Here is a 9,839-nt window from a genome sequence, read left to right on the forward strand (position 1 = left end):
GGGCAGCGCCTCCCGGCCGACACCGCGGCGGGGTGGCGCCACCACCGGCTCCACCGGGACGGGCGGGCCGGCGGGCGGGGTCGCCGGCCGGCGGACCCGGGGCTGCGCGCCGCCGAAGAGGTCGAGGAAGGGCGAGTCGATGTCACCGCCGTCGGCGACCACCGGCTCCCGCTGCTCGGCGCCGCGCGGAGCCAGCGGCCGGGGCGGCTGGAAGACCCCGACGCGACCGTGCTGGGGGCTGGTCACCAGGGCCGGGTCGAGGGTGGTCTCGTCCAGCTCCTCGTCCGGTGGGTAGTCGAACGATCGCGCACGGTTACCGTAGGGCCCGGCCGGACGTCCGGCCGGAGGACCCGGCGTGGAAGAGCGACTCATGCGACCGCCTCACCCGCGTCGTTCGTCTGCGCCGTCGGCGTACGCCCGGTCATGCCAGTTCCTCCCGGATCCTGATCCGGCTCGCGACGAGGCGCGGGTCGCGCAGCTCGGCGGCCGGCTCCCGGGTGCGTCGCCAGTCCGTCAGCGCGGTCCGGATGACCATGCGCGCCGGCCGGTCCGGGTCGACGTACCGGAAGATGAACGAGGTGGTCACGATGGCGAGCGAGATCTCCCAGGCGGGAAAGAGCTCGACCTGGAGCGTGAACAACCAGTGGATGAACATGTAGAGGGGTACGAGCAGCATGAACAGGCCGTACTGGGCGTACGGCAGGTGGACGGGAAGGGTGTAGCCGGGCGGCCCCAGGTAGACGAGGCGTGCCCGGTAGATGTCGTCGTCGGTGCGCAGCCGCATCGTCGCCCAACGCCTATTCGAAGATCAGGTTGATCAGGTAGTCGCCGACGAAGAAGAGTGTTGCCGCGCCGGCGATGAAGGCCAGCCCGATGATCGCGATGGCCGAGCTGGTGAGCACCTTGGAGATCTCGCCCCGGCTGGCCCGGCCGATGAAGATCACGCCGAGCACCGCGAGCAGGATCGGCGCGATCTTGCTGGCGAAGAAGGAGACGACATTGTTGGTGTCGATGCCTTTGGGAGCCGGCTCGGCGAGTGGAGTCGACGCCAGAGTGTGGAGCGCGTGGTCGACGGCGGCGGACGCCGTTCCCATGAGCTCGATGGCGATCACTGGAAAACCTCCCCAAGGTCGCGGCCGGCGGCGCCGCGGTGGTGCATGTGGGCAAAGCCTGGCGGGATGGTGCTCGTTCCACACAGCGTCGGCGACGCTGCGTTCGTCACCCACCACGTAGGGTGGCGAGCTTTGGGGGATTTCGTCCCGCTTCGGCCCTCCCTCCAGGCTTCGCCATCTCGATGCTGGGCAATTCCAAAGCGTACGGCCCGGCCACCTTTGCGACAACCCGCGAAGAGTCGACCCGGAACGGGCTCGAAGACCGATCGTACACCTGTTCCAATCCGCACGTCAGGGGCGTCCTTTGCCGGGGTCGCCGGGGCCGCCGGAAGCCCTGCTGGCGATCGGTACTGTCGGGTCCGTGACCGATCTGGTACGGGCGGAGGCCCCGGTGGTGATGGGCGTCCTCAACGTCACGCCCGACTCCTTCTCCGACGGGGGCAGGTACGCCGACCTGGACGCCGCCGTCGCACACGGAGTGCGACTGCGGGCGGCCGGCGCGGACCTGGTCGACGTGGGCGGCGAGTCGACCCGGCCGGGCGCCGACCGGGTCGACGCGGACACCGAGATCGCCCGGGTGCTGCCGGTGATCCGCGAGCTGAGCGCCGCCGGCATCCCGGTCAGCATCGACACCAGTCGGGCCCGGGTCGCCGAGGCCGTCCTCGCCGCCGGGGCGGACGTGGTCAACGACGTCTCCGGCGGCCTGGCCGACCCGGACATGGCGCGGGTGGTCCGGGACGCCGGCTGCCCCTGGGTGCTGATGCACTGGCGGGGACACTCGCGCGAGATGCGGGACCTGGCCCGCTACGCCGACGTGGTGGCCGACGTGCGCGCCGAGCTGGGCCGGCGCGTCGACGAGGCCCTGGCCGCCGGGGTGGCCGCCGACCGGATCATCGTCGACCCGGGGCTGGGCTTCGCCAAGACCGCCGCGCACAACTGGGAGCTGAGCGCCCGCCTGCCCGAGCTGGTCGACCTCGGTTTCCCGCTGCTGTTCGGGTCGAGCCGCAAGTCCTACCTGGGCCGCCTGCTGGCCGACGCCGACGGCAACCCCCGGCCGACCGCGCAGCGGGAGGCGGCCACCGTCGCCACCAGCGTGCTCGCCGTGGCGGCCGGCGCCTGGGGGGTCCGGGTGCACGACGTGCGGGGCACCGCCGACGCGCTCGCCGTCTGGCGGGCCACCGGCGGCCCGCGCCTGGCCCGGCCCGGCGCGCAGGGGGACCGATCAGCGACCGGGCGGCACACCACCGAGGGAGAGCGATGACCGACCGGATCGAGCTGACCGGCCTGCGCGCGCACGGCCGGCACGGCGTCTACGACTTCGAACGCGCCCAGGGGCAGGAGTTCGTGGTCGACGCCGTGCTCGAACTCGACCTGGCCCCGGCCGCCCGCTCGGACGAGGTGACCGACACCGTGCACTACGGCGAGCTGGCCGAGAAGCTGGTCGGCGTGATCACCGGCGAGCCGGTCAACCTGATCGAGACCCTCGCCGACCGGCTGCTCGCGGTCTGCCTGGCCGCGCCGCTGGTCGCCGCCGCGACGGTCACCGTGCACAAGCCGGAGGCCCCCATCCCGCACACCTTCCGGGACGTCGCGGTGACGATGCGGCGTACCCGATGACCCGGGCCGTGCTGTCGATCGGCAGCAACCTGGGCGACCGCCTCGCCCACCTGCGGGCCGCGGTGGCCTCGTTCGGCGACACCGTGCTGGTGGTCTCCGGCGTCTACGAGACTCCACCATGGGGGGACGCCGAGCAGCCCGCGTACCTCAACGCGGCGGTGCTGGTACGGGACCCGGCGGCGACCCCGCGCGACTGGCTGGCGCGGGCCCGGGCCGCCGAGGCGGCGGCCGGGCGCACGCGGGACCCGGAGCGGCGGTACGGGCCCCGCACCCTCGACGTGGACGTGATCGCGGTCTGGGACGCGGCCGGGGAGCCGGTGCTCAGCGGCGATCCGGAGCTGACGTTGCCGCACCCCCGGGCCCACCTGCGCGCCTTCGTGCTGCGGCCGTGGATCGACATCGAGCCGCACGGCCGGCTGCCCGGGCACGGCTGGCTGACCGACCTGCTCAACGCCGAGCCGCTGGCCTCCGACGCGCTGGAACTCAGTCCGCGTCCCGATCTGGCGTTAGAGTCGGACACATGACCCTGTGGAGCCGGACGGCATGAGCCAGGCGCAGTCCCCGCGCGACCCCGACCGTTTCCGGATGGGTCCGACCCGGATCTCCACGCTGGTGGTGGCCGCGCTGGCCGCCGCCGCGCTGGCCTGGCTGCTGATCAGCGCCTTCTACTACGAGATGGCCCCCGACCTGCCCTGGCTGCCGGTGGTCACGCTGGCCGGCCTGGCCGTGCTGGAAGCGTACGCGGCGGTCAACACCCGCGGCCGCATCGAGCGCCGCCCCGGCCGGGACCCGGTGAACCCCCTGCTGGTCGCCCGGTTCGTGGTGCTCGCGAAGGCGTCCGCCCTGGCCGGGGCCATCTTCGCCGGTTTCTACGCCGGGCTCACCAGCTGGCTCTTCGTCGAGCGGACCAACGCCGCCATGGGCGACCGGCCCGCCAGCGGAGCCGGGCTCCTCGCCTCCCTCGCCCTCGTCGCGGCGGCGCTGTGGCTGGAGCGGTCCTGCCGGGTTCCCGAGCAGGAGGACGACGAGGACCGCGAGCCCGGCGACCGGGAGACTCCGCGCGGCCGCCTCTGATCAGGGGGTTCCCAGCACCTCCCCCCGCAGGTACCGTGCCTGGCGACCGGAGAGCAACGGCCGCCGCCGGTCCGCCCGCGCGTCGGACCACACGGCCGGCCATGTGGGAGGCGCGGGCCATGGGGTACGACGAGACGGGCCGGACTGCGCCGGTGGACACGTCGTCCGGCGTGCCCGCGACCGTGCTGGAGAACGTCTTCGACGACCCCTCCCACGGCGAGCCCGGCCGGGACCGGATCGCCGTGCACGTGGTCTGGGAGTTCCTGCTGCTGCTCGGGCTGGCCGCGGTGACCTGGCTGCTCTGGCGCGAGGACGCGGACGCGCTGCGCGGCGGCGCGCTGAAGACGCTGCTGGTCGACGTGGCCGGGCTCGGGCTGCTCACCCTGGCCGCCGGGCTCAGCCTGCGGGCCGCCGCCGTGAACCTGGCGGTCGGGCCGATCGCGCTGGCCGCCGCGCTGCACTTCGCCGAGCAGGGCGACCGCGGCGTGCGGGAGGCGCTGCTCCCGGCGCTGGCGGTGGCGGCGCTCGGCGGGCTGGCGCTCGCGCTCGCCGTGGTGGTGCTGCACGTGCCCGCCTGGGCGGCCAGCCTGGCCGGCGCGGCCGGCGTCATCGTGTACATCGAGCGCCGGACCACCCCGATCGTCGTGCAGGGCGGCTACGACCCCCGGCGCACCGCGCTCTACCTCTTCGTCGGTTTCGCCGCGGTGGCCGTCCTCGGCGGGCTCTTCGGCGCCATCAAACCGGTCCGCCGGCTGCTCGGACGGTTCCGGCCGGTCGCCGACCCGGCCCGGCGGCGGGGTGCCGCGGCCGCCACGGTGGCCGCGCTGGCCCTGATCGGCTCGACGGTCCTGGCCGTGCTCGGCGGGGTGCTCATCGCCGCCAACGGGGACGGCCCGGTGGCACCCGCCACGGGCCTCGACTGGTCGGTGCTGGCGATCGGCGCGGTCATGCTCGGCGGCACCAGCGCGTACGGGCGCCGGGGCGGGATCTTCGGCACCCTGCTGGCGGTCTGCACCGTGGAGGTCTTCCTGGCCTGGGCTGCGGCACAGGACTGGACGATCAGCCGGTGGACCGTCGGCGGGGCGACCCTCGGCGCCGGGCTGCTGGTCACCCGGCTGGTCGAGACGTTCGGCCGGCCCCGGCCGGCGCCACCGAACGCGCTCCCGGCCGGCCCGACCGGTCCCGGCGGCGACGGCGCGATCAGCACCGGCTGGGCGCTGACCCCGTCGCCCGAGCCGGCCGACGCCTGGCCGTCGGTGCTGCCGGTGCGGAACACCGACACCGTCGACTCGTGGGAGTCGCCGCGCTGGGAGAACGAGCCGCGCCGCTGGGACGCCGGGGACCGCTGACCCGGCGGCCGCCCGGTGTGGCGTCGCGTCCGGCCGGCCGCAGGTGATCTCGCCGGTTAGGCTCGGCGGCATGACGGACACTCCTGCCCCCGGCGGCCGTACCTTCGACGAGCTGGACAAGCTCTCCACCGAGGACCTGCGCGAGCAGGCGTTCCACCTGGCCCGGGAGCGCCGCGACGTCGAGTTCTTCTGGTCGGTGCTGCGGCACATGCCCAACGCGGACGAGGCCGCGATCCTGGACGGCGCCCCCAACTCGATCGGGCCGATCGTCGACGAGGCCAACGCCCTGTGGCGGGAGATGACCGGGCACGGCTACGAGGAGCCGGAGTCCACCCCGCTGCTGCGGGCCGCCTTCATCGACTACCTGATGAAGCACTGAGCGATGGCCACCCGCCGACCCTCGGCGGCGGACCGGGTACGCAGGTTTGCCCGGCGCGGTGGGCCGGGAACTGACCGCTCCATGGCCCTCACCAACCGCCCCCGTACCGTCGCCTCGTACGGCACGGCCGCCGGCACCGGCACGCTCGCCGTGCTCCTGCTCGTCGCGGTCGGCGGCAGCCCCACGTACGTGGGCTGGGTGCAGGACCACACCGACCCGACCGGGGCCGGTGGCTGGTTCCTCCGGCTGCTCGCCTGGCCGGCCTGGCGGCTGCACGCCGACGACCCGGCGCAGGGCGTGCTCGCCACCAACCTGCGGGCGATCCTGCTGATCGTGCTGGCCGCGGCGCTGCTCTACCTGCTGCCCGGCCCGCAGGTGGCCCGGGTGGAGAGCTCGGGCAGCCAGTTCTTCTCCGGCTGGGGCGCGTACGCGCTGGCCGCCGGGTGCACGGCCCTGCTGGCCACCCTCCTCGGGCCGCACGGGTCGCTCTTCGCCGCCTTCCAGTCCGCCAGCACCGGCGTCACCTACGGCTTCTTCGCCGGCTGGATCGTCGGCCTGGCCAGTCTGGGAGGCCGGGCCTGACCGGTCCGCTCAGTCCACGACGCCGAGGCCGAGCACCCGGGCCCGGCTGAGCAGCCCCACCGGCTTGCCGTCCTCGGTGACCACCGCGTGCTCGGCGCCGGAGGTGAGCAGCCCGCCCAGCGCGTCGTACGCCGAACCGCCCAGCGGCACCGTCGGCAGGCCGGCCCCGCCGCCGGCCGGGAGCGGGTCGAGCACCTCGCGGGTCACCGGGGTGACCGCGAGCCGGCGGATGCCCCGGTTGGCGCCGACGAACTCGCGGACGAACGGCGAGGCGGGCGACCCGAGCAGGGCGGCCGGGACGTCGTACTGCTCCAGGCGGCCGCCCTCGGAGAGCACCGCGATCCGGTCGCCCAGCCGGACCGCCTCGTCGAGGTCGTGGGTGACCAGCACGATGGTCTTGCGGACCTCGGCCTGGAGCCGGAGGAACTCCTCCTGGAGGCGGGTCCGGACGATCGGGTCGACGGCCGAGAAGGGCTCGTCCATGAGCAGCACCACCGGGTCGGCGGCGAGCGCGCGGGCCACACCGACCCGCTGCCGCTGGCCGCCGGAGAGCTCGTGCGGGTAGCGGCGGCCGAACTGCCCCGGGTCGAGGCCGACCAGCTCCAGCAGCTCGTCCACCCGGGCCCGGGTCCGCTCCCGGGACCAGCCGAGCAGGCCCGGCACGGTGGCCACGTTGGCGGCGACCGTCTGGTGCGGGAAGAGGCCGACGTTCTGGATGACGTACCCGATACGGCGGCGCAGCGTGACCGGGTCGACCCGGGTGACGTCGTCGTCGCCGAGCAGGATCCGCCCGTCGGTGGGCTCGATCAGCCGGTTGATCATCCGCAGCACGGTGGACTTGCCGCAGCCGGACGGGCCGATCAGCACCACGAGCTCGCCGGCCTTCACCTCCAGGCTCAGCTCCCGCACCGCCTCCGTGCCGTCCGGGTAGCGCTTGCGGATGCGCTCGAGCGTGATCGAGGCCGCGCCGTGTCCGGCGCCCGGGGTAACGTCCACGTGTGTCCCTCCACCTGAGCTACCAGGCCGCGCCCGGTAACCCGTGGTTCTCCTGGCAGTACGTGCGGGACAACTCTGACACGATCCTCGCCGCGCTGCGTGAGCACACCTGGTTGACGGCCCGGGCAGTGCTGATCGCGGCGCTCGTGGCGCTGCCGCTGGCGGTGGCCGCGTACTGGTTCCGGTCGCTCGCCGGGCCGATCCTGGCGCTGACCGGGGTGCTCTACACGGTCCCTTCGCTGGCCCTGTTCGCCTTCCTCGCGCCCTACCTGGGCATCGGCGCGATCACCGTGCTCACCGTGGTGGCGCTCTACGCGCTGCTGGTCATCGTGCGCAACGCGCTGGCCGGCCTGAACCAGGTGCCGCCCGAGGTGCGGGAGGCCGCCGAGGGCATGGGCTACGGCCGCTGGGGCCGCCTGCTGCGGATCGAGCTGCCGTTGGCGCTGCCCGGCATCCTCACCGGCCTACGGCTGGCCACCGTCTCCACGGTGGCGCTGGTCACGGTCGGCGTGGTGGTCGGCCGGGGCGGCCTCGGCCAGCTCATCTTCGCCGGCTTCCAGAACAACTTCTACAAGGCCGAGATCATGACCGGCACGGTGCTCTGCGTGCTGCTGGCGCTGGTGCTCGACCTGATCCTGGCCGGGATCGGCCGGATGCTCACCCCCTGGCTGCGGGGGCGGTCCTCATGAACCCGGTGCAGCAGGCGGTCGTCTGGTTGAACGACCCGCTGAACTGGACGAATCCGGGCGGCGTCCTGGACCGGCTGGGCGAGCACCTGAGCCTGTCCGCGCTGGCGGTGCTGCTCGGCTGCCTGGTGGCCTGGCCCATCGGGCTCTGGCTCGGCCACACCGGCCGGGGCGGCGGCCTGGTGCTGTTGGTGTCCAACGTCACTCTCGCCATCCCGACCCTGGCCCTGCTGACCATCCTGCCGTTGACCTTCCTCGGCTTCGGCCGGCCGGCCGTGGTGGTCGCGCTCGCGGTCTTCGCGGTGCCGCCGCTGCTGGCCACCGCGTACACGGGGGTGCGGCAGGCCGATCCGGAGGCCCGGGACGCGGCGCGCGGGATGGGGCTCTCCGGCCGGCAGGTGCTGCGCCGGGTGGAGCTGCCGCTCGCGGTGCCCTACCTGGCGGCCGGGTTCCGCACCGCCGCCGTGCAGGTGGTGGCCACCGCGGCGCTGGCCTCGTTCGTCAACGGCGGCGGGCTCGGGCAGATCATCCGGGCCGGTTTCGGGCTGGACATCGCGGCCGGCGGCGGCCAGATCATCGCCGGCGGCGTCCTGGTGGCCGGGCTGGCGCTGCTCGTCGAGGGGGTGCTGGCGCTGGTTGAGCGGGCGGTGACGCCGCGGCCGCTACGCCGGGCCCGCCGAGCGGCGACCCGCCGCGCGGCCGACGCCACGGCGGGCGCCTGAGCCGCACCGATGACGATCCGGTGACGAATCTCGCTCGGAGTTTGTCGGTCGGGTCCGGAAGATATTGGCTGGAGACGCGGGCGCTCGATCGGATCGTCCGTCGGACACGCGGCCGGCCCGGGACGGGTCGCGCCGGGACACGGAAGGCGGGCACTGATGCACGCACGTTCACGGTTGGCCGCGGGGGCGCTCGGCGCCCTCGCCGCGGCGAGCCTCCTCACCGGCTGCGGTGACGCCGGTTCCTCCGGCACCGACGCCCCCCAGCAGGGCGGCTCCGGGGCCGGTTGCGCCCCGGTGGCGGGCGACAAGCTGGTCGTCCTCACCGACGACAAGAAGCTCCAGAACACCGACAACGTCATCCCCGCGGTCAACGCGAAGGCCGCCACGCCGCAGCTCGTCGCCGCGCTCGACAAGGTCTCCGCGAAGCTCGACACCCCCAAGCTGATCGAGCTGAACCGGGCGGTCGACGTCGACCGGAAGACCCCGCAGGTCGCGGCGAAGGAGTTCGCCGACGCCAACGGCGTGACCGACGGCGTCGAGAAGGGCCCCGGCGGCCAGGTGACGGTCGGCGCGGGCAACTTCAGCGAGAGCCAGACGATCGCCGAGCTCTACAAGATCACGCTCACCGCGGCCGGCTACCAGGTCAAGGTGCAGACCATCGGCAACCGCGAGCTCTACGAGCCGGCCTTGGAGAAGGGCCAGATCCAGGTCGTCCCGGAATACGCGGCGACGATGGCCGAGTTCCTCAACACCAAGGCCAACGGGAAGGACGCCCAGCCGGTCTCCTCGCCCGAGCTGGACAAGACGGTCAGCGCGCTCAAGGCGGCCGGCGACAAGGTCGGCATCAGCTTCGGCCAGCCCGCCCAGGCGCAGGACCAGAACGCCTTCGCGGTCACCACGGCGTTCGCCGACAAGTACCAGGTCGCCAGCCTCTCCGACCTGGCGGCCAAGTGCTCCGGCACGGCCACCGTGCTGGCCGGCCCGCCCGAGTGCCCGCAGCGGCCGAAGTGCCAGGCCGGCCTCGTCGAGGTCTACGACTTCAAGGCCGGCTCGTTCAGCTCGCTCGACGCGGGCGGCCCGCAGACCAAGAACGCCCTGAAGACCGGCGCGGCCAGCGTCGGCCTGGTGTTCTCCTCCGACGCCGCGCTCGCCGCGAGCTGACCACCTCCGCCGCGCCGGCGGGCCCCCGGGCCCGCCGGCGCGGCGGAGGCAGCCGCCGTGGCCGGGAGGGAAGCCCTGGTCACCGGCTTTACATCGATGCCTTCGGCCCGTTCCCTACCGGGGCAAGTCTCGGTAGTCTGCTCAGCCATGCCCGCCTCGGT

13 protein-coding genes and 1 pseudogene are annotated in these 9,839 nt (G+C 74.1%); 10 read left to right on the forward strand and 4 right to left on the reverse strand.

What is annotated here, in order from left to right:
• The 3 genes and pseudogenes from F8274_RS28055 to F8274_RS28065 all read right to left on the reverse strand — a co-directional run.
• Positions 1–372, reverse strand: a pseudogene (locus F8274_RS28055) (hypothetical protein); the annotation flags it as partial.
• Positions 373–421: 49 nt separating this feature from the next.
• On the reverse strand, positions 422–784 hold the full coding sequence (locus F8274_RS28060; protein ID WP_091317037.1) for a hypothetical protein: 363 nt from the start codon (positions 782–784) through the stop codon (positions 422–424).
• A 13-nt stretch (positions 785–797) separates the two neighbouring features.
• Entirely contained in the window at positions 798–1,112 is a 315-nt protein-coding gene (locus F8274_RS28065) for a hypothetical protein (RefSeq protein WP_151465372.1), read from the reverse strand.
• A gap of 361 nt (positions 1,113–1,473) precedes the next feature.
• On the opposite strand from F8274_RS28065, the gene folP reads away from it, so the two are divergent.
• The 7 genes from folP to F8274_RS28100 all read left to right on the forward strand — a co-directional run bounded on the left by folP (position 1,474) and on the right by F8274_RS28100 (position 6,113).
• Entirely contained in the window at positions 1,474–2,373 is a 900-nt protein-coding gene (folP, locus tag F8274_RS28070) for a dihydropteroate synthase (protein ID WP_151465373.1), read from the forward strand.
• Positions 2,370–2,729, forward strand: a complete 360-nt coding sequence (folB, locus tag F8274_RS28075; protein WP_151465374.1) for a dihydroneopterin aldolase — start codon at positions 2,370–2,372, stop codon at positions 2,727–2,729. Before folP ends, folB begins: the two co-directional genes overlap by 4 nt.
• Positions 2,726–3,253: a 2-amino-4-hydroxy-6-hydroxymethyldihydropteridine diphosphokinase gene (gene folK / locus F8274_RS28080; protein WP_151465375.1), complete on the forward strand. Its 528-nt coding sequence runs from the start codon at positions 2,726–2,728 to the stop codon at positions 3,251–3,253. Before folB ends, folK begins: the two co-directional genes overlap by 4 nt.
• Positions 3,254–3,314: 61 nt before the next feature.
• Positions 3,315–3,803, forward strand: a complete 489-nt coding sequence (locus F8274_RS28085; RefSeq protein WP_370518283.1) for a DUF3180 domain-containing protein — start codon at positions 3,315–3,317, stop codon at positions 3,801–3,803.
• A 119-nt stretch (positions 3,804–3,922) separates the two neighbouring features.
• Entirely contained in the window at positions 3,923–5,152 is a 1,230-nt protein-coding gene (locus F8274_RS28090; RefSeq protein ID WP_151465383.1) for an ABC transporter permease, read from the forward strand.
• A 70-nt stretch (positions 5,153–5,222) separates the two neighbouring features.
• Positions 5,223–5,531 (forward strand): hypothetical protein, encoded by a 309-nt coding sequence (locus tag F8274_RS28095; protein WP_151465377.1) that lies wholly within the window; start codon positions 5,223–5,225, stop codon positions 5,529–5,531.
• Between the two features lie 81 nt (positions 5,532–5,612).
• Positions 5,613–6,113, forward strand: coding sequence for a hypothetical protein (locus F8274_RS28100; RefSeq protein ID WP_151465378.1), 501 nt, complete (start codon positions 5,613–5,615; stop codon positions 6,111–6,113).
• 9 nt (positions 6,114–6,122) lie between these two features.
• Here F8274_RS28100 and F8274_RS28105 read toward each other — a convergent pair whose 3' ends face one another.
• The gene (locus F8274_RS28105) at positions 6,123–7,109 is read right to left on the reverse strand and encodes an ABC transporter ATP-binding protein (protein ID WP_151465379.1); all 987 of its coding nucleotides are present in this window, start codon (positions 7,107–7,109) and stop codon (positions 6,123–6,125) included.
• Positions 7,110–7,111: 2 nt separating this feature from the next.
• On the opposite strand from F8274_RS28105, the gene F8274_RS28110 reads away from it, so the two are divergent.
• From F8274_RS28110 to F8274_RS28120, 3 genes are all read left to right on the forward strand, one after another.
• Positions 7,112–7,798 carry an ABC transporter permease gene (locus F8274_RS28110; RefSeq protein WP_151465380.1) on the forward strand — a complete coding sequence of 229 codons (687 nt, stop codon included), beginning with the start codon at positions 7,112–7,114 and terminating at the stop codon, positions 7,796–7,798.
• Positions 7,795–8,517, forward strand: coding sequence for an ABC transporter permease (locus F8274_RS28115; RefSeq protein ID WP_151465381.1), 723 nt, complete (start codon positions 7,795–7,797; stop codon positions 8,515–8,517). The genes F8274_RS28110 and F8274_RS28115 overlap by 4 nt, the downstream gene beginning before the upstream one ends.
• Positions 8,518–8,673: 156 nt before the next feature.
• Complete coding sequence (locus F8274_RS28120; protein WP_151465382.1) at positions 8,674–9,678, forward strand: glycine betaine ABC transporter substrate-binding protein; 1,005 nt, start codon at positions 8,674–8,676, stop codon at positions 9,676–9,678.
• Positions 9,679–9,839 lie beyond the last annotated feature (161 nt).

This window comes from Micromonospora sp. AMSO31t (genome assembly GCF_008868175.1).
In the GTDB taxonomy this organism is placed as follows: domain Bacteria; phylum Actinomycetota; class Actinomycetes; order Mycobacteriales; family Micromonosporaceae; genus Micromonospora.

Excerpts from the sequence above, each read along its gene's own strand:
- F8274_RS28090 (WP_151465383.1), top strand. The coding sequence starts at position 3,923 with ATGGGGTACGACGAGACGGGCCGGACTGCGCCGGTGGACACGTCGTCC.
- F8274_RS28115 (WP_151465381.1), top strand. The coding sequence starts at position 7,795 with ATGAACCCGGTGCAGCAGGCGGTCGTCTGGTTGAACGACCCGCTGAAC.
- F8274_RS28100 (WP_151465378.1), top strand. The coding sequence starts at position 5,613 with ATGGCCCTCACCAACCGCCCCCGTACCGTCGCCTCGTACGGCACGGCC.
- F8274_RS28120 (WP_151465382.1), top strand. The coding sequence starts at position 8,674 with ATGCACGCACGTTCACGGTTGGCCGCGGGGGCGCTCGGCGCCCTCGCC.
- F8274_RS28095 (WP_151465377.1), top strand. The coding sequence starts at position 5,223 with ATGACGGACACTCCTGCCCCCGGCGGCCGTACCTTCGACGAGCTGGAC.
- folB (WP_151465374.1), top strand. The coding sequence starts at position 2,370 with ATGACCGACCGGATCGAGCTGACCGGCCTGCGCGCGCACGGCCGGCAC.
- F8274_RS28060 (WP_091317037.1), bottom strand. The coding sequence starts at position 784 with ATGCGGCTGCGCACCGACGACGACATCTACCGGGCACGCCTCGTCTAC.
- folK (WP_151465375.1), top strand. The coding sequence starts at position 2,726 with ATGACCCGGGCCGTGCTGTCGATCGGCAGCAACCTGGGCGACCGCCTC.
- F8274_RS28085 (WP_370518283.1), top strand. The coding sequence starts at position 3,315 with ATGGGTCCGACCCGGATCTCCACGCTGGTGGTGGCCGCGCTGGCCGCC.